This window comes from Kocuria salina, from assembly GCF_013368965.1.
In the GTDB taxonomy this organism is placed as follows: Bacteria; Actinomycetota; Actinomycetes; order Actinomycetales; family Micrococcaceae; genus Kocuria; species Kocuria rosea.
On record NZ_SSSF01000009.1, the window covers coordinates 67,772 to 86,107 of the forward strand.

The window sequence follows — 18,336 nt, forward strand, 5'->3', positions numbered from 1 at the left end:
GCGTCAGGCGGGAACGTTGGAGTACAGCTGGTAGAAGCCGCCGGCGAGCACGGCGCCGATGAGCGGGCCCACGACCGGGACCCAGGCGTAGGCCCAGTCGCTGGAGCCCTTCCCGCGGATGGGCAGCACGGCGTGGGCGATGCGCGGACCGAGGTCACGGGCGGGGTTGATGGCGTAGCCCGTGGGCCCGCCGAGGCTCGCGCCGATGCCGACCACGAGCAGCGCCACGGCCAGCGGCCCGATCTCCGAGGGCGTGTTGCCGAAGAGCAGGATCACGATGACGAGGACGAACGTGCCGATCACCTCGGTGACCACGTTCCAGCCGTAGGAGCGCACGGCCGGGCCGGTGGCGAAGACCCCGAGCTTGGTCGCCGCGTCGATCTCCTCGTCGAAGTGCTTCTTGTAGGCGAGGAAGGCGAGCACGGCGCCCAGGAAGGCGCCGATCAGCTCTCCGGCGAAGTAGACGAGCGTGCTGACGAGGGTGACGGCCACCCCCGGGGCGTACTCCTCGGCGCCGCTGGCCCACAGCCCCACGGTCACGGCGGGGTTGATGTGCGCGCCGGACTGCCAGGCGACGTAGACGCCGGCGAACACCGCCAGGCCCCAGCCGAAGTTGACCATCAGGAACCCGCCGCCGAGGCCCTTTGACCTCGGCAGTGCGACGTTGGCGACCACGCCGGCGCCGAGCAGGATCAGCATCGCGGTGCCCGCGACCTCGGACCAGAAGACGGTGGACAGGGAGATGGGCACGGTGGGCGCGACGGCCTGTACCACTGCGTTCGACATCGACAGCACTGCGACTCCTCAGGTGGTGCGGATTGGGTGGACCGGCCGTCCGTCGGGGACGGCCGGTGGGGGGGTGGGGTCAGGGGACGGGGCTCGGTGGGACGGGTGGGCGCTCAGGCCTCGGAGGGGCGCACGAGCTCCAGGACGTCGGGGGCCGCTGCCCGTGCGGCGGCGGCCGCGGTGTCGTCCGGGGTCCTCGCGGCCTCGTCCTCCGCCGCGCAGCGGAGCCGGTAGGCCTCGACCTCGGCCCCCCGCCGCCGGTCGTCCCAGCCGAGGGCCTCGGCCGCGAGGTCCGCGATCTCCTCGACCGCGTCGAGGCCGTGGCGGGCCTGCTCCCACGTGAGCCGGGTGCGCGTGTCGAAGATGTCCTCGAGGTGCAGCGCGCCCTCGTGGGTGCAGGCGTGCACGATCTCCGCCCGCAGGTAGGCCGGGGCCCCCTCCAGAGGGCGGCCCAGGTCGGGGCGGTCCGCCACGAGCTCGGCGATCTCGGTGATCGCCGAACCGTAGCGGCCGAGCAGGTGCTGCACCCGCTCCTCGTTCCAGTCGTGCCGGGCGCCCAGGCTGCCGGCCTGGTGGCGGAGCGCGAGATAGCCCTCCGCGCCCAGCAGCGGAGTGCGGTCGGTGACCGAGGGCACGGCCTTGGCCCGCTCCTCCCCCAGGGCGAGGTCCACGGCGTCCTCGGCCATCACCCGGTAGGTGGTGAGCTTGCCCCCGGCGATCGTGATCAGCCCGGGGGCGACCTCGGTCACGGTGTGCTCGCGGGAGATCTTCGTGGACTGGGCGTCCCCGCCGCCCTTCTTCGTCCCGGGCTGCAGCAGCGGCCGCAGCCCGGCGTACGTGCCGATCACGTCCTCGCGGGTGAGCGGCCGGTCGAGGACCACGTTGGCGTGGTCGATGACGTAGTCGATGTCCTCCGCGGTGGCCACCGGGTTGACGAGGTCCTGGTGGTAGGGGGTGTCGGTGGTGCCGATGATCCAGTACCGCGCCCACGGGATGATGAAGAGCACGGACTTCTCGGTCTGCAGGATCAGCCCGCTCTCGCCGCGGATCCGCTCGCGGGGCACGATGATGTGGATGCCCTTGGAGGCGAGCACCTTCAGCCCGCCCTCGGCGTGGGCCAGGTCCTGGGTCTGCTCGGTCCAGACCCCGGTGGCGGCGATGACGGTCTTCGCCCGCACCGTGTGCTCCGCCCCCGTCTCGAGGTCGCGCACGGTGGCGCCGACCACCCGGCCGGTCTCGTCCGTGGGGAAGGACACGGCCCGCGTGCGGTTGGCCGCGAGCGCGCCGTAGCGCACGGCGGTGCGCACGATGGTGACGACGAGACGGGCGTCGTCGACCTGGCCGTCCCAGTACTTGACGGCGCCGACCATGGAGCCGGGCTTGATGTCGGGGAAGACCCGCTGGACGCCCTTGAAGCTGTAGTGCCGCTGGTAGGGCAGGGTCGCGACCTTGGCGCCGATGTGGGCGAGGGCGTCGTAGAGGCCGATCCCGGCGGTGACGTAGGGCCGCTCCCAGAAGCGGTGGGTCAGCGGGTAGAGGAAGGGCACGGGCTTGACGAGGTGGGGGGCGAGGAAGTCCAGCAGCAGCTCGCGCTCGCGCAGCGCCTCGGAGACGAGCTTGAAGTCGAGCTGCTGGAGGTAGCGCAGGCCGCCGTGGACGAGCTTGGAGGACCACTGCGAGGTGCCGCCGGCCCAGTCCTGGGCCTCGACGATGCCGGTGCGCAGGCCGCGGGTCACGGCGTCCAGGGCGATGCCGGCGCCGGTGATGCCGCCTCCGACCACGAGGACGTCGAGCTCGGGGCCGTCGGAGAACTCGGCGAGCGCGCGGTCCCGTTCGGCGCTGGAGAGGGTGGGGTGGGCCATGGTGGGGAACTCCTCGGGGCGGGTGGTTGCGGGCGGGAAGGTGCTCTGCATCACACTCTGTCCTGGGTTGCACCTATGCTCAAAGCAAATGAACGGACGTGCAGGGAAGGGTGGGTCACATGCACGGTGATGCCGAGCTCCACCACGCGGCGGAGCTGTACTACGTGCAGGGCATGACGATGGAGGCGGTGGCGGACCGCTTCGGGGTCTCCCGCCCCACGGTCTCGCGGATGCTGCAGGCCGCCCGGGAGCGGGGCATCGTGCGGATCAGCCTCGCGGCTCCCCCGGACGCGGGACACGACCTGTCCCACCGGCTGCGGGAGGCCTTCGGGGTGACGGTGCACGTGGCGGGCACCCCGCGCACGGCCACGGAGCCGCAGCGGCTGGAGTCCGTGGCCCGGGCCGCGGCGGGGCTGCTGGGCGACTGGTTCGGGGACGGGATGACGCTGGCGGTCGCCTGGGGGATCACGACCTCGGCGATCGGGGGCCACCTGCAGCCGAAGGCCACACGGGACGCGGTGGTCGTGCAGATGAACGGCGCGGTCAGCGCCCGCTCCACGGGGGCGGCGCAGTCCTCGGCGCTGCTCGGGCAGATGTCGGCGGCCTTCGGTGCCGCGCTGCTGCCCTTCCCCACCCCCGCGTTCTTCGACCAGGAGGAGACGCGGCGGCTGATGTGGCAGGAGTCCTCGGTGCGGCGGGTGCTGGCGGTGCGCAACGCGGCGGACCTGGCGGTGTTCAGCGTGGGGGCCTTCCGCGGCCCGATGATCTCCCAGGTGTACACCAGCGGCTACCTGCCGGAGGACGCGCTCCGGGAGCTGTCCGCGCACCGGGTGGTCGGCGACGTGTGCACGGTCTTCCTGCGGGAGGACGGGACCTACGCCGACATCGACTACAACCGGCGGGCGAGCGGGCCCACGCCGATGGAGCTGCGGCGGATCCCGCGCCGGCTGTGCGTGGTGGCGGGGGACCACAAGGTGCCGGGCGTGGTGGGCGCCCTGCGGGCGGGCGTGGTCACGGACCTGCTCATCGACGAGCGCACGGCCGCGTCGGTGGTGCGCCACCTGTTCGGCCGCTGAGCCCGGCGGTCACCGGCCCCGGACGATGCCCCGCAGGATCTCGAGGCGGTGGGCGATCTCGCGCTCGCGGCCGTGCTCGGTGGGCCGGTAGTAGTCGGTGCCGACGAGCTCGTCGGGCGGGTACTGCTGGGCGGCCACGCCGTTGGGCTCGTCGTGGGAGTAGACGTAGCCCCGGCCGTGGCCGAGCTGGCCCGCGCCGGGGTAGTGGGCGTCGCGCAGGTGGAGCGGGACGGGTCCGGCCCGGCCGGCGCGGACGTCGGCGATCGCCTCGTTGATCGCGGTGTAGGCGGCGTTGGACTTCGGGGCGGTCGCCAGGTGCGCCACGGCCTGGGCCAGCGGGATCCGCCCCTCGGGCATGCCGATGAGCTGCACGGCGTCGGCGGCCGCCACCGCGGTCTGCAGGGCGGTCGGGTCGGCGGTGCCGATGTCCTCGGAGGCGGAGATGATGAGCCGGCGGGCGATGAACCGCGGGTCCTCCCCCGCCTCGATCATCCGGGCCAGGTAGTGCATCGCGGCGTCGACGTCGGAGCCGCGGATCGACTTGATGAACGCGCTGACCACGTCGTAGTGCTGGTCGCCGTTCTTGTCGTAGCGCACGGCCGCCCGGTCGAGGGCCTCCTCGGCGTGCTCCCGGGTGATCACCGGCACCGGCACCGGCCGCGCGCGGTCCCCGCCGTCGTCCCCGTCGATGCCCTCGTCCCCGTCCGCGCCCTCGACCGCGTCGTGGTCGTCCGGCTGCTCCGAGAACGCGACCCCGGCGGCGGCCTCGAGGGAGGTCAGGGCCTTGCGGGCGTCCCCGCCGCACAGGTCCAGGAGGTGCTCGCGGGCCTCCGCGGAGAGCTCCACCTCGCCGTTCAGTCCCCGGGGGTCGGCGACGGCCCGGTCCAGCAGCGCCCCGATGTCGGCGCGCTCGAGCGGCTGCAGCGTGAGCAGCAGCGAGCGCGAGAGCAGCGGCGAGATCACCGAGAAGGACGGGTTCTCCGTGGTGGCCGCGACCAGCACCACCCACTGGTTCTCCACCCCGGGCAGCAGCGCGTCCTGCTGGGCCTTGGTGAAGCGGTGGATCTCGTCGAGGAACAGCACCGTGGTGCGCCCGTGCAGGTCCCGGTCCGTGAGCGCCTCGTCCATCACCTTCCGCACGTCCTTGACGCCGGCGGTGATCGCGGAGAGCTCCACGAACTTCCGGGACACGCCCCGGGCGATCACGTGGGCCAGGGTGGTCTTGCCCGTGCCCGGGGGCCCCCACAGGATGATCGACGACGGTCCCGCCGGGCCCCGGTCCTCCCCCGCCAGCACCTGCAGCGGGGAGCCGGGCTTGAGCAGGTGCTGCTGGCCCACGATCTCGTCGAGGCGGCGCGGGCGCATCCGCACCGCCAGGGGCGCCCGGGAGCGGGAGCGCCGCGCCCGGCCGGCGGGGCGGGCGGTGCGGTCCGCCTGGTCCCCGGTCGCGCAGGGACCGGGGTCGGGGGCGTCGAGGTCGTCGAAGAGGGAGCCGGTCACCCTTTCAGGCTAGCGGCTGCGCCCGTCGCGGCCTGTCGGAAGCGGGGAGGATGGGCGTACGATCAGCACGCTGATCACGTCGGTGCCGCCACCGGGCGCGCTCCGCCCGGCGACGGCCACGACCGCTGCGGCGCGGGGTCCACCGGGGATCCCGCCCGGCCCTTCCAGGAATGAGGTACCGGTGTTCGAGGCCCCGAGTCTGCTCTTCGCCGCCGCCGGGCTCGCCGTGTTCGCGGCCGCCCTGCTGCCCCGCCTGCTCGTGCGGGCCCCCGTGTCGATGCCCATGGTGTTCCTGGCCGCCGGGGCGGTGATCTTCGCCCTGGCCGACACCCTGCCCGACCCGGACCCGGTGGCCCACAGCGCCGCCACCCTGCACCTGAGCGAGATCTGCGTGATCGTCTCGCTGATGGGCGCCGGGCTGGCCCTGGACCGCCCGCTGGGCTTCCGGCGCTGGGCCACGACCTGGCGGCTGCTGGGGATCGCCATGCCCCTGAGCCTGCTCGGGGCGGCCCTGCTGGGCTGGTCGGTGCTGGGGCTGAGCGCGGCCGGCGCCGTGCTCGTGGCCGCGGCGCTGGCCCCCACCGATCCGGTCCTGGCCTCCGAGGTGCAGGTCGGTGAGCCCTCCGAGTCGCAGGAGGACCTCGAGGGCGAGGACGAGGTCCGTTTCGGGCTCACCTCCGAGGCGGGGCTCAACGACGGCCTGGCCTTCCCGTTCGTCTACCTCGCCATCGCCCTGAGCGTGGTGGGCACCGCTCCCGGCGCGTGGCTGCCGCACTTCCTGAGCGTGGACGTGGCCTGGCGGATCGCGGTCGGCTGTCTCGCCGGGGTCCTCGTGGGCCTGCTCCTGCGGCGGCTCTTCTTCCGCTCCCGGCTCGACAGCGTCCGCACGACCGCGCAGACCGAGGGGTTCGTGGCCCTGGCCGCCACCTTCCTCACCTACGGTCTGACCGAGATGGTCGAGGGCTACGGGTTCATCGCTGTGTTCGTGTGCGCCGTGACCATCCGGGCGGGCGAGCGGGTGCACGGCGCCCACGGCGTGCTGCACAGCTACATCGAGCAGCTCGAGCGGCTGCTCACCGTGGTGGTGCTCGTGCTCCTGGGCGGCGCCGTGGCCCGGGGGCTGCTCGCCGGGCTGACCTGGCGGGAGGTGCTCGTCGCGGCGGCCTTCCTGCTGCTGGTGCGCCCCCTCGCCGGGTGGATCAGTCTGCTCGGCGGCCGGACGGGACCGTGGGAGCGCGGCGTGCTCGCCTTCTTCGGCGTGCGCGGCATCGGCTCGATCTACTACCTCGCCTACGCGCTGTCCGAGGGCGAGTTCGCCGCGGAGGACCAGGCCCTGTGGCGCATCGTGGGGCTGGTGGTCGTCGGCTCGGTCCTGCTGCACGGGGTCACCGCGGGGCCCGTCATCGCGGCCCTCGACCGCGCCCGGGAGCGGAAGGCGCGCGAGGAGACGGGCTCCGAGGAGGCCGCTCCCCGCACGGCGATCTGACGGTCCGCGCCGGGACCCGGTCTCAGCCCCGCCGGGGCCGTTCCAGCTCGGCGCTGTCCAGGACCAGGGTGAACGGGCCGTCGTTGACGAGCTCCACCTGCATCGCGGCCCCGAAGCGGCCGGTCGCCACGCGCGCGCCGAGCTCCCGCAGCGCGGCCACGTACGCCTCGAACACGGGTTCCGAGACAGGGCCGGGCGCGGCGGCCGACCACGAGGGGCGCCGGCCCCGGCGGGCGTCGCCGTAGAGGGTGAACTGGCTGACGGCGAGCACCGGGGCGCCGAGGTCGGCGCAGGACCGCTCGCCCTCCAGCAGCCGCAGCGTCCAGGTCTTCTCGGCGAGCTTCGCGGCCGTCGCGGCGTCGTCGTCGTGGGTCACGCCCACCAGGGCCAGCAGCCCCGGCTCCTCGACGGCCCCCACGACCTCTCCTCCGACGGTCACGGCGGCCCGGGCCACTCTCTGCAGAACGATGCGCATGGGCCCCAGTCCACCACAGGACCGGGCGCACCCGGGGCCCCGCTAGCCTCGACCCATGACCGCCGCGCGCAGCACGCCCCGACCGAGCACCCTGGTGGCCGAGGTGTTCGCGCCCGCCCCGCTGGTGCTGTCCCTGCTGGTGCTCGCCGGCTGGTCGGGGGCCGGGTGGCCCGGGGCCATGTGGGGCCTGGGGACGGCGGTGGTCGTGGCGTCGCTGCCGATGCTCGTGCTGCGGGTGCTGGCCCGGCGCGGGCGGGTGGACGGACACTTCGTGCGCGCCCGGGCCCAGCGGCTGCCGGTCTACGCCGCCACGGGGGTGCTGACGGCGCTCGTGGTGGTCGCCGAGCTCGCGCTGGGCGTCCCTCCGGTGGTGCCCGTGACCACGGCGTTCGTGCTGCTGGGCCTGCTGGTGCTGCTGGTCGTGACCCTGTGGTGGAAGGTCTCCGCCCACGTGGCGATGGCCGCGTGCTGGGCCGTGGGGCTCGGCGTCCTCAGCACCCCGTGGGCGTCGCTGGCCGCGGCGCCGGTGCCGGTCGTGCTGGCCGTCTCGCGGGTGCGCACCGGGGACCACACCCCGGCGCAGACGGTCGTCGGCGCCCTGATCGGCGTGCTCGTCGCGCTGGGCTGGGCGTCGGTCGCGCACACGGTGCTCTGACCGGCGTCCGGGCCGCTTCCGCCCAGGACCGGCGCCCCGGTCGGTGCAGCCCTGGTCGGTGCAGCCCCGATCGGTTCAGCCCAGGACCGAGAAGCCCGGGGGCAGCGGCCGCCGGCCCGTGAGCGCCAGCAGGACCCCGGGCAGGTGCCCGCCGTGGGCGGCGAGCTCCAGCGCCGTCCGTCCGGCGTCGGCCAGGACGTGCTCGGGGGGTCTCCGGTCCAGCCCGCAGGCCCCGGCGACGTCCAGGCCGTGGACCGCCAGCTCGAACGTGCGGGTGGGCACGTAGGCGCGCAGCCGGGTGCCGCCCACCAGGGTGCGGATCAGCGGGTCCTCGTCGACGGGCACCTGCGCCAGGGCGTCCCGGGCCCGGTCCAGCGAGGCCCGGACGGTGGCGGACGGATGCCGGCCGAGCTCGCGGCCGGCGGCGACGCCCCGGGCCTCGACCTCAGCGGGGTCCGTGGCCGCGGCGGAGAGCGCGTAGTACTGGGCCGTGCCGGTGCAGGTCTCGTCGTCGGCGGGGACCGTGAGATAGGTGCCGAGCGTGACGAGCGCGCGGTGGGTGTGCCCCACGAGCGCCCGGACGTCCCAGGCGCCCAGGCCCGGCCGGGTCCAGTGGTGCGGGCGGATCTCCCCGACGAGGTCGGCGAACCAGGCCCCGGCGTCGAGGAGGGCGGTGCGGGCGGCGGCGGGATCACGGCTCATGGGCTCCCCTGGGTGCTCGGCGCGGGGGCGGGTCCGGTCGGCGGGACCCGGCCCCTGAGGTGCCCGAAGCCTACTGCGCGGCGACGGCGGGCGGGCCGATGTTGCGCCTGGTTGCGCCCGCACCTCCGGCGGCCGGGCGCCGGCGGCGCCCGGGACACGGGCCGGGGCGGGGCGCCCGGACCGGGCCGGGACGTCGTACGCTCGGAGGACCCCGCACGGGCGGGCCCGGTGCGCCGGCGCCGCCGTGCGGACCGTGCCGGGCCGGCCCCGCGCCCGGCCCGGCGCCACCGCAGCCCTCGACCGCCCCGTCCCGTCCTCGTCCCGGAAGGCCCCGCATGCCGCCCCGCCCCTCCTCACGGACCATGGCCGCCGCCTCGATCGGCGCCCTGACGATCGCCCTGACCGGCTGCGGGCAGGAGGCCCAGGACGTGCAGGAGGTGGACTCGGACTACGCCCAGATCTGCGTCGAGGACCCGGACGGAGACGGCGGCGCCGAGCCCGTGCGGGTCGACGACGACGAGTGCGACGACGACCGCGGGCCGCGGGTGGGCGGCTTCTTCCCGATGTGGGTGCTCATGAGCTCCGCCCGGGCCACGGCCGTCCCCGCCGTGGGCTCACCGGTGTCGTCCGCGGCGGGCTGGAGCACCGGCCGGCCGCCGGGCTCGGCCACCGTGGCCCGCGGTCTGCCCCGCGACGGGGCCGCCGTGGGCAAGAGCGGCGTCTCGCGCGGCTTCGGCGGGTCGAAGAGCGGCTGGGGCTCCTGATGCGGCGCATCGACGGCCTGGCGCCGCGCCCCGGCTGGGAGCGCACCGTCCGCGCCGAGGGGCTCACCTACGCCCGCACCGAGCGGCCCGACGGCCGGTCCTTCTCGTACTGGAACGAGACGGCCGCCTACGTCTTCTCCCCCGACGAGGTGGACGAGCTGGAGTCCGTCACCGACGAGCTGCACCGGATGTGCGCCGAGGCCGCCCGGTACCTGGCCACCGGCGCCCTGGGCACCCTCGGGCTCTCGGACGCGGCCTTCGAGCTGGCCCAGCACTCCCTCCGGCTGCGGGAGCCCTCGATCTACGGCCGCTTCGACCTGGCCTGGGACGGGACCGGCCCGCCGAAGATGCTCGAGCTCAACGGCGACACCCCCACCGGCCTGGTCGAGGGGGCGATCTGCCAGTGGAGCCGCATGGAGGCGCTGTTCCCGGGCCTGGGCGAGGACGACCCGGAGTTCGACCAGCTCAACGGGCTGTGGCCCATGCTCGTGGACCGGTGGCGGCAGCGGCTGCCGTACTCGGCCACGAAGACCCTGCACGTGGCCTACACCCGGGAGGAGGAGTCCGGGGAGGACGCGGCCAACGCCGCCGTCATCGCGAACACCGCGGTCGAGGCCGGCTACCGGGCCGTCCTGCTGCCCGTCGAGGACGTCCGCTACGACACCCGGTCCGGCGGCTGGGTGCACGCGACCGGGGACGTGGACGAGCCCGTGGTGGTCGGCCCGATCGAGGAGATCTTCGCCCTGCACCCGTGGGAGCACATGGTCGACGACGGACCCGGCGCGTTCGTGCTCGACGACCCCACCCGGATGCACCACTGGTACGAGCCGGCGTGGAAGATGTTCCAGTCCAACAAGCTCCTGCTCGTGGCCCTGTGGCGGTGCTTCCCCGGGCACGAGAACCTGCTGGCCGCCCACCCGGACGGGCCCGGCGAGCTGCGGGAGTGGGTGCGCAAGCCCGTGTTCGGCCGCGAGGGGGACGGCATCGAGATGCACGCCCGCGACGTGCGGATCCGCTCCGAGCACCCCCACCCGTCCCCGCTGGACGTGTGGCAGGCCTACACGCCCATCCGCAACTTCCCGGGCTCCGACGGCGCCCCCAACCACCCGGTCATCGGCTCGTGGGTGGTGGGCGAGGCGGGCGCGGCCGGCATCGGCATCCGCGAGTCGGACGGCCCGCTGACCGACTACTACTGCCGGTTCGTGCCCAACGTCATCGACAAGAAGGGTCTGCTGTGACCGCCCACCTGCTCCCCCGGTCGATCTCCACCACGACCTCCGCGGTCATCGGGTCCACCTCGATCGCCCCGCTCTACTCGGCCGTGGTCACCGTGGGCCTCATCCACGCCCTGGTCGGCGCCTGGACCCCCGTGGTGCTCGTCGGCGCCGTGCTCCCCATGGTGGTCGTCTCGGTCTGCTTCGCCCGCCTGGACGCCCTCTACGAGGACCAGGGCACCGTCTACCGGTGGGCCCGGGAGGCCTACGGCGCGTTCGCCGGGTTCCTGGGCGGGTGGGGGCTGTGGCTCTCGGCGACCCTCGTGCTCGCCTCCCTCGCCTGGGTCACGGCCGACTCCGCCCTGTTCGCCCTCGGGATCGGCGCCGGGCCCTGGACCACCACCGCCGTGGCCGCCCTGCTCATGGCGGTCTTCGCGGCGGTGTCCGCCTCGGGGATCAGGGTCTCGGCCGCCGTGCAGTGGGTCCTGGCCGTCCTGCAGCTGATCGGGGTGGGCGTGCTGGTCTGGGCGGTGCGCACCGCGCCGGCCCTGCCGCGCGGCACGGGCGCCGAGGACGGGGAGTGGACCGGCTTCTACGGCGCCGCGGAGCTCGCCGCCGGCTCCGGGGTCTCGGCCGGGGACGTGGCGGCCGCCCTGCTGCTGGCCCTGTTCCTGTACTGGGGGTGGGACTCCACGTTCTCGCTCACCGAGGAGTCCACCACGCAGCGGGCTCCGCGGGTCTCGGCGTGGGTCGCGCTCGGCGTGGTGGCGGCCGCCTACGCCGCCATCGGCTGGGCCTACGCCCCGGGGTCCTCGGTGGCCTCCCCGCTGCTGGCCGCGCTCGTGGCGGTCTCGGCGGGGGCGTCCATCGGCACCACGATGATCCCCACCTCCCGCGGCCTGATGTCCATGGCCCGCGGCGGGCACCTGCCGCGCCGCTTCCGGTCCCTGTCCTTCGCCACGTGGACCACCGCCGCCGTCGCCGCCGCCTGGATGGCGTTCTCCGGACCGCTCTTCGACGACTCGATCGGCATCATCTCGGTGCTCGTGGCCCTCTACTACGGCCTGGCCTGCGCCGCGGTCGCGAAGCTCGGGCGCACCGCCGGGGCGCGGGCGCTCGGCGTGCTGGGCGCCGCGCTCATGGCCGTCGCCCTCGTGCTGACGGGGGCGGAGTACGCGCTGACCGCCTCGTGGATGTGGGTGGGCCTGGTGCTCGCCCTGCTCGTGGTCCCGCTGTGGTTCCTCCTGGGCCGGGGCCGCGAGCCGCTGCCGGGCGCCCACGAGCGCACCCCGCACCTGGAGAGCCTGCTCGACTGACCCCCTGTCGGACCGCTGGTGCCCGGACCGCCATTCCCCGGCTGTGGGTGTGCGGGGGCGCGGCGTGGCACAGCGGCGCTGCCGGCGGCGCATGAGCCGCCGCGCCGGCCGCGCGCACGCCTGCGGCCGCTCATGCCGTCGACTCCGCACACCGGTCTCGGTATCGTCGTCCGGGTGACCCGCACGATCAGCACGGCCCAGGCGCGCCGCGTCGCGATCGCCGCCCAGGGGCTGGACCGCGCCCGGCCCCCGGTGGTGACGATGCGGCACGTCACGAGCACCGTGGAGCGCATCGGGCTGCTGCAGATCGACTCGGTCAACGTCCTCGCCCGGGCGCACCTGCTGCCGCTGCTCGCCCGGCTCGGTCCCTATGACACCGCCCTGCTCGATCGGGCGGCGGGCCGGGCGCCGCGCCGCCTCGTCGAGGCCTGGGCGCACGAGGCCTGCTACCTGCCCGTCGCCACCTCCCCGCTCGTCGCCTGGACCCGCCGGCGCTGGGCCGGCATGGACCCCGACGCGCTGGAGGCGCGCCACCCGGGCGTGCTCGAGCTCGTCCGTGCCGTCGTCGCCGAACGCGGCCCGCTCACGGCCGGGGAGGTCGAGGCGTTCGTCGACGCCCGCCACGCGCAGCGCGCCGAGGAGGGCTGGGGCTGGCGGTGGAGCGCCGCCAGGACCGCCCTGGAGATCCTCTTCGACGCCGGGCAGCTCGGCGCCGCGCGCCGCAACGCACAGTTCGAGCGGGTCTACGACCTCGCCGAGCGGGTCCTGCCCCCGCACGTCCGTGGTCAGCCGCCGCCGGACCCGGACGACGCCGTCCGCGAGCTCGTCCGCATCTCCGCCCGCGCCCACGGCATCGGGACCGTCCGGTGCTTCGCCGACTACTTCCGCCTCGGGCAGCGCGTCACCCGCCGCGCTGTCGACGAACTCGTCGACAGCGGCGAGCTGCTGCCCGTCACGGTCGCCGGCTGGGACCGCCCGGCGTGGCTGCACGTCGACGCCGGCGTGCCGCGCCGCGCGGGCGCCCGTGCCCTGCTGGCCCCCTTCGATCCGCTCGTCTTCGAGCGTCGTCGGCTCCTGGAGCTGTTCGGGATGCACTACCGCATCGGGATCTACACCCCCGCCTCCCGGCGCACCCACGGCTACTACGTGCTGCCGTTCCTGCTCGGCGAGTCCCTCGTCGCCCGGGTCGACCTCAAGTACGACCGGGACCGCGGCGTCCTCCTGGTCCGCTCCGCCTTCGCCGAGGAGCCGGGTCCCGACGCCGCCGCGGCAACGAGGTGGCCGACGCGCTCCGTCGTCGTCGGGGAGCTGGCGGCCGAGCTGGCGACGACCGCGACGTGGCTGGGCGCGGACACCGTCGCCGTGGACGAGGACGCGAGAGGGGAACTGACCGGTCCGCTGCGGGGAGAGCTCCGCCGACCGTGTCCGCGCTGAGGCCCGAGCACCGGCGCACCGGGAGCACATCGGGCCGGGTCCGCCCGGAGCGGGCGGACCCGGCCCGCTGGTGCCCTGGCCTAGTGCGCGGCCGCCTTCTCGGCCTTCAGGTCCTCGTCCTGCTTCGCCCCCGGCCTGGCGTCCACCCCGGCCTCCTTGCGCTGCTGCGCGGTGATCGGCGCCGGCGCGGCGGTCAGCGGGTCGAAGCCGTTGCCGGTCTTCGGGAACGCGATGACCTCGCGGATGGAGTCGGTCCCGGCCAGCAGGGCGACCACGCGGTCCCAGCCGAAGGCGATGCCGCCGTGCGGGGGCGCGCCGTACTTGAAGCCCTCGAGCAGGAACCCGAACTTCTCGTCGGCCTCCTCCCGGCCGATGCCCATGACCTCGAAGACCCGCCGCTGCACGTCCTGCTGGTGGATGCGGATCGAGCCGCCGCCGATCTCGTTGCCGTTGCACACGATGTCGTAGGCGTAGGCCAGGGCGTGCTCGGGGTCCTGGTCGAAGGTGTCCAGGAACTCGGGCTTGGGCGAGGTGAACGCGTGGTGCACGGCGGTCCACTGGCCGGCGCCCACGGCGACGTCGCCGGACTCGACGGCCTCGGCCGCGGACTCGAACAGGGGCGCGTCCACGATCCACACGAACGCCCAGGCGTCCTCGTCGATCAGCCCCGTGCGGTGGCCGATCTCCACGCGGGCCGCGCCGAGCAGCGCGCGGGAGGACTTCTTCTCGCCGGCGGCGAAGAAGATGCAGTCCCCGGGCTGCGCGCCGGTCGCGGCGGCGAGGCCCTCGCGCTCGGCCTCGGTGATGTTCTTGGCCACCGGTCCCGTGAGAGTGCCGTCCTCGCCGACGAGGACGTAGGCCAGGCCCTTGGCCCCGCGCTGCTTGGCCCACTCCTGCCAGGCGTCCAGGGTGCGGCGCGGCTGGGACGCCCCGCCGGGCATGACCACGGCGCCCACGTAGGGGGCCTTGAACACGCGGAAGGTGGTGTCCTGGAAGTACTCGGTCAGCTCCGTGAGCTCGAGGCCGAAGCGCAGGTCCGGCTTGTCGGAGCCGTACTTCGCCATCGCCTCCGCGTAGGTCATCCGGCGGATGGGGGTGGGGATCTCCACGTCGATGAGCTTCCACAGCGCGGCCACGATCCGCTCGCCGAGGGCGATGACGTCGTCCTGCTCCACGAAGGAGGCCTCGATGTCGAGCTGGGTGAACTCGGGCTGGCGGTCGGCGCGGAAGTCCTCGTCCCGGTAGCAGCGGGCGATCTGGTAGTACTTCTCGATCCCGCCGACCTGCAGCAGCTGCTTGAACAGCTGCGGGGACTGCGGGAGGGCGTACCAGGAGCCCGGGGCCAGGCGGGCCGGGACCACGAAGTCGCGGGCGCCCTCGGGGGTGGAGCGGGTCAGGGTGGGCGTCTCCACCTCGGTGAACCCGTCCTGGTGGAGCATCTCGCGGGCCACCCGGTTGGCGTCGGAGCGCAGGCGCATGATGCGGGCCGGCTCCGGGCGGCGCAGGTCCAGGTAGCGGTGCCGCAGGCGGGCGTCCTCGCCGACCTCCACGTGCTCGTCGATCTGGAAGGGCAGCGCGGCGGCGGTGTTGAGCACGGTCACGGTCTCGGCCATGACCTCGACCTCGCCGGTGGCCAGCGCCGGGTTCTCGTTGCCCTCGGGGCGGCGCTCCACGGTGCCGGTGATCTGCAGGACGAACTCGTTGCGCAGGTGGTGGAAGTCCGCCTCGTCGCGCACCACGATCTGGGCGACCCCGGAGGCGTCTCGCAGGTCCAGGAAGGCCACCCCTCCGTGGTCGCGGCGCCGGCCGACCCAGCCGGCCAGCGTGACGGTCTCTCCGATGTGCTCGGCGCGCAGGGCGCCGAGGTTGTGGGTGCGCAGCACTGAAAAACCCTTCGTTGTTCGGGAGGTGCGGACGGGGCCGCGCCCGCGGCGCGTTTCCCCAGGATTCACCGGGGACCCCTACTCTCGTTGCGTGCACGAGTTTACAGCCCGGGCCTCCGCCGCCAGGACGACGACAGGACGACCATGAGCACCTCCCCCGGCCACCCGGCCCTCGCCCGCCGCCTGGGCACCCTCGACGCGACGGTGATCGGGGTGGGCTCCATGGTCGGCGCCGGGGTGTTCGTGGCCTTCGCCCCGGCCGCGGAGCTCGCCGGCCCGTGGCTGCCGCTGGCGCTGCTGCTGGCCGCGGTGGTCGCCTGGTGCAACGCGACCTCCACCGCCCAGCTGGCCGCCGTCCACCCCGCCTCCGGCGGCACGTACGTGTACGCGAACCGTCAGCTGGGCCCGTGGCCGGGCTTCGTGGCCGGCTTGGGCTTCGTGACCGGCAAGACCGCGTCCGCGGCGGCGATGGCGCTGACCTTCGGCCTCTACGCCGCGGAGCTCACGGGGGCCGACGACGCCGGGGCGCGGCTGCTCGCCGTGGCCGCCGTCCTCGGTCTCACGGCGGTGAACCTGGGCGGGGTCACCCGCACCGCCCGGCTGACGAAGCTGCTGGTCGCCCCGGTGCTGGTGGTCCTGCTGGCCGTGGTCGTGCTGCTGTTCTCGGGCACCGGCCCCACTGCGGGCGGGGCCCCTGCGGGGGACGGCCCCGGGTGGGACGGGACCGGCTGGGGCGTGCTGCCGGCGGCGGGCACCCTGTTCTTCGCCTTCGCCGGCTACGCCCGGGTCGCCACCATGGGCGAGGAGGTCCGGGACCCGGCCCGCACCATCCCCCGGGCCGTCCTGGGGGCGCTGGCGTTCACGCTGCTCCTCTACGGGCTGCTCGGCCTCGGGCTGCTGCGCTTCCTCGGCGTCGACCGGCTCGCGGCGTCGGCCGCCCCGCTCCTGACGGTGGTGCGCGAGGCCGGCTGGGCGGCCGGGCCGGCGACCGCGGGCGCCGTCGTCGTCACCGCGGCCGCCGCCCTGGCCACGCTGGGGGCGCTGCTGGCGCTGGTCGCCGGGATCTCGCGCACGGCCCTGGCCATGGCCCGCGAGCGGGACCTCCCGGGGCCGCTGGGCGCGGTGTCGCAGCGGCACCGGGTGCCGTGGGCGGCGGAGCTGGCCGTGGCCGGGCTCGTGGTGGTGCTCGTGCTGGTCGGCGACGTCCGCACGGTCATCGGCTTCTCGAGCTTCGGCGTGCTCGTCTACTACGCGCTGGCGAACCTCTCCGCGCTCACCCTCCGGCAGCGCCCGGGGTGGGCGCCCCGGGCGGTCAACGCGCTCGGCCTGGCCGGCTGCCTGGTGCTGGCGTTCACGCTGCCGTGGCAGTCCGTGCTCACGATGCTCGGCGTCTTCGCCGTGGGCCTGGCCGGACGCGCCCTGGTGCTGTCCCGGCGGCCCTGACCTCCCCCGCGCCGAGCCCCCAACTCTCCCGTCACCCACGGCGCCGAGCCCCCATTCCCTTGCCCTTTCCCCACATTTTTTCTGGGGAATCGCGGCAGGAGTGGGGGCTCGGCGGAGCGGGCGGCAGGGATGTGGGGGCTCGGTGGGGCGGGAGGGGGCGGGGCGGGGCGGCGGGGTCGGTCGGGAACCGGTCAGGAGCCCGCCGCGCGCACGACCGGGCGCAGGTCCTCGGCCGGCGGGGACCAGGAGGCCGGGTCGGCGGAGACCTGCTCGCCGGAGCGGATGTCCTTGACCTCGTGGGCGAGCGAGCCGTCCTCGCCGCGGACCGTGAACCACACGTAGGGGATGCCGCGGCGCTCGGCGTACTTGATCTGCTTGCCGAACTTGGCCGCGCTCGCCGAGACCTCGCACGCGATGCCGCGCTCGCGCAGCTGCTGGGCCACGTCCTGGGCCGAGGACCAGGACTCCTCGTCCACCAGGGAGATCAGCACCGCGGTGGGGACCTTGCGGGAGGGCGCGGCCATCCCCTGGGACAGCATGCGGGTGACCAGCCGGGTGACGCCCACGGACAGGCCCACGCCGGGGTAGGTCTTCTTGCCGGTGGACGCGAGGGACTCGTAGCGGCCGCCGGAGCACACGGAGCCCAGCTGCTCGTGGCCCACCAGCACGGTCTCGTAGACGGTGCCGGTGTAGTAGTCGAGGCCGCGGGCGATCGAGAGGTCGGCGACCACCGTGCCGGGGGCGCGCCGGGAGGCCTCCCCCACCACCTCGGCGAGCTCGCCCAGCCCCTCCTCGAGCAGCTGGGTGTTCACCCCCAGCGCGCGGACCTGCTCCACGAAGGAGGTGTCCTCGGTGCGGATCGCCGCCAGCTGCAGCGCGGCCTGCGCCTGCTCGGGGGTGGCGCCGACCTCGTCGCACAGGGCCTGGGCGACCCGCTCGGGGCCGATCTTCTCGAGCTTGTCGATGTTGCGCAGCACCCCGGCGGTGTCCTGCAGCCCGATGCCCTGGTAGAACCCCTCGGCGAGCTTGCGGTTGTTCACGCGCAGCACGAACGGCGGGATGGGCAGCCTGGACAGGGCGTCGATCATCACGAGCGCGAGCTCCACGTCGTAGCGGAACGGCAGCGCGCCGTCGCCCACCACGTCGATGTCCGCCTGGGTGAACTCGCGGGCCCGGCCCTCCTGGGGGCGCTCGCCGCGCCACACCTTCTGGATCTGGTAGCGGCGGAACGGGAATGCGAGGTGCCCGCCGTTCTCCACCACGTACCGGGCGAAGGGCACGGTGAGGTCGAAGTGCAGCGCCAGCTGGTCGTCGCCGCGCTCGGCAGGGGCGTCCTCGTCCTCCTGCAGCCGGGAGACGACGTAGACCTCCTTGTCGATCTCGCCCTTGCGCAGCAGCTGGCCGACCGTCTCGACGGCGCGGGTCTCGATCGAGGAGAAGCCGTGCAGCTCGAAGCTCTCCCGCAGGAGGTCGAGGACGTGCAGCTCGACCAGACGCTCCTCCGGAAGCCATTCGGGGAAACCGGACAGGGAGGTCTTGCGGGCCATGGGGACGTGCTCCTCGGGTGGATTCGGCGGCGGGACGGGTGGACGGCCGGCCCGGACCGGCCCGACGGTTCCGCACTCATCCTAGGGATCCCCGCGCGCCCGGCCCAAAGCCCCGCCCGGTCCGGCCCCGGATCGGCCGCGGTCCCGTGCCCTGCCCCCTCGCCCTGCCCGTCCCGAACCCCGCCGGGCCCGG

15 protein-coding genes are annotated in these 18,336 nt (G+C 74.7%); 8 read left to right on the top strand and 7 right to left on the bottom strand.

Going from position 1 to position 18,336, the window contains the following annotated elements; translation table 11 throughout:
- Window positions 1–3 precede the first annotated feature (3 nt).
- Together E7Z53_RS16230 and E7Z53_RS16235 are read right to left on the bottom strand one after the other, a co-directional pair.
- Window positions 4–786 (bottom strand): MIP/aquaporin family protein, encoded by a 783-nt coding sequence (locus E7Z53_RS16230; protein WP_176338209.1) that lies wholly within the window; start codon window positions 784–786, stop codon window positions 4–6.
- A 113-nt stretch (window positions 787–899) separates the two neighbouring features.
- On the bottom strand, window positions 900–2,699 hold the full coding sequence (locus tag E7Z53_RS16235) for a glycerol-3-phosphate dehydrogenase/oxidase (protein WP_176338210.1): 1,800 nt from the start codon (window positions 2,697–2,699) through the stop codon (window positions 900–902).
- Window positions 2,700–2,767: 68 nt separating this feature from the next.
- Between E7Z53_RS16235 and E7Z53_RS16240 the strand changes: the two genes are divergently transcribed.
- Window positions 2,768–3,724, top strand: coding sequence for a sugar-binding transcriptional regulator (locus E7Z53_RS16240; protein ID WP_035928524.1), 957 nt, complete (start codon window positions 2,768–2,770; stop codon window positions 3,722–3,724).
- 9 nt (window positions 3,725–3,733) lie between these two features.
- Here the strand turns inward: E7Z53_RS16240 and E7Z53_RS16245 are convergent, their stop codons facing one another.
- Window positions 3,734–5,089 carry a replication-associated recombination protein A gene (locus E7Z53_RS16245; protein ID WP_428841365.1) on the bottom strand — a complete coding sequence of 452 codons (1,356 nt, stop codon included), beginning with the start codon at window positions 5,087–5,089 and terminating at the stop codon, window positions 3,734–3,736.
- 316 nt (window positions 5,090–5,405) lie between these two features.
- Between E7Z53_RS16245 and E7Z53_RS16250 the strand changes: the two genes are divergently transcribed.
- Window positions 5,406–6,710 carry a cation:proton antiporter domain-containing protein gene (locus tag E7Z53_RS16250; RefSeq protein WP_176338211.1) on the top strand — a complete coding sequence of 435 codons (1,305 nt, stop codon included), beginning with the start codon at window positions 5,406–5,408 and terminating at the stop codon, window positions 6,708–6,710.
- A gap of 22 nt (window positions 6,711–6,732) precedes the next feature.
- Here E7Z53_RS16250 and dtd read toward each other — a convergent pair whose 3' ends face one another.
- Window positions 6,733–7,185: a D-aminoacyl-tRNA deacylase gene (dtd, locus tag E7Z53_RS16255; RefSeq protein ID WP_017832278.1), complete on the bottom strand. Its 453-nt coding sequence runs from the start codon at window positions 7,183–7,185 to the stop codon at window positions 6,733–6,735.
- A gap of 55 nt (window positions 7,186–7,240) precedes the next feature.
- On the opposite strand from dtd, the gene E7Z53_RS16260 reads away from it, so the two are divergent.
- On the top strand, window positions 7,241–7,840 hold the full coding sequence (locus tag E7Z53_RS16260; protein ID WP_176338212.1) for a hypothetical protein: 600 nt from the start codon (window positions 7,241–7,243) through the stop codon (window positions 7,838–7,840).
- 75 nt (window positions 7,841–7,915) lie between these two features.
- On the opposite strand, the gene E7Z53_RS16265 is transcribed toward E7Z53_RS16260, so the two are convergent.
- The gene (locus E7Z53_RS16265) at window positions 7,916–8,542 is read right to left on the bottom strand and encodes a maleylpyruvate isomerase N-terminal domain-containing protein (RefSeq protein WP_017832276.1); all 627 of its coding nucleotides are present in this window, start codon (window positions 8,540–8,542) and stop codon (window positions 7,916–7,918) included.
- A 335-nt stretch (window positions 8,543–8,877) separates the two neighbouring features.
- Between E7Z53_RS16265 and E7Z53_RS16270 the strand changes: the two genes are divergently transcribed.
- The 4 genes from E7Z53_RS16270 (at window position 8,878) to E7Z53_RS16285 (ending at window position 13,270) form a co-directional block, all read left to right on the top strand.
- The gene (locus E7Z53_RS16270; protein WP_176338213.1) at window positions 8,878–9,306 is read left to right on the top strand and encodes a hypothetical protein; all 429 of its coding nucleotides are present in this window, start codon (window positions 8,878–8,880) and stop codon (window positions 9,304–9,306) included.
- Window positions 9,306–10,544 (top strand): glutathionylspermidine synthase family protein, encoded by a 1,239-nt coding sequence (locus E7Z53_RS16275; RefSeq protein ID WP_176338214.1) that lies wholly within the window; start codon window positions 9,306–9,308, stop codon window positions 10,542–10,544. Before E7Z53_RS16270 ends, E7Z53_RS16275 begins: the two co-directional genes overlap by 1 nt.
- Window positions 10,541–11,836 (top strand): APC family permease, encoded by a 1,296-nt coding sequence (locus E7Z53_RS16280; protein WP_176338215.1) that lies wholly within the window; start codon window positions 10,541–10,543, stop codon window positions 11,834–11,836. Before E7Z53_RS16275 ends, E7Z53_RS16280 begins: the two co-directional genes overlap by 4 nt.
- A gap of 174 nt (window positions 11,837–12,010) precedes the next feature.
- Entirely contained in the window at window positions 12,011–13,270 is a 1,260-nt protein-coding gene (locus E7Z53_RS16285; protein ID WP_369598005.1) for a winged helix-turn-helix domain-containing protein, read from the top strand.
- A gap of 80 nt (window positions 13,271–13,350) precedes the next feature.
- On the opposite strand, the gene aspS is transcribed toward E7Z53_RS16285, so the two are convergent.
- Window positions 13,351–15,153: an aspartate--tRNA ligase gene (gene aspS, locus E7Z53_RS16290; protein ID WP_176338217.1), complete on the bottom strand. Its 1,803-nt coding sequence runs from the start codon at window positions 15,151–15,153 to the stop codon at window positions 13,351–13,353.
- 144 nt (window positions 15,154–15,297) lie between these two features.
- Between aspS and E7Z53_RS16295 the strand changes: the two genes are divergently transcribed.
- Entirely contained in the window at window positions 15,298–16,596 is a 1,299-nt protein-coding gene (locus E7Z53_RS16295; RefSeq protein WP_176338218.1) for an APC family permease, read from the top strand.
- 191 nt (window positions 16,597–16,787) lie between these two features.
- Here E7Z53_RS16295 and hisS read toward each other — a convergent pair whose 3' ends face one another.
- Window positions 16,788–18,143, bottom strand: coding sequence for a histidine--tRNA ligase (hisS, locus tag E7Z53_RS16300; protein ID WP_176338219.1), 1,356 nt, complete (start codon window positions 18,141–18,143; stop codon window positions 16,788–16,790).
- Window positions 18,144–18,336: the final 193 nt, after the last annotated feature.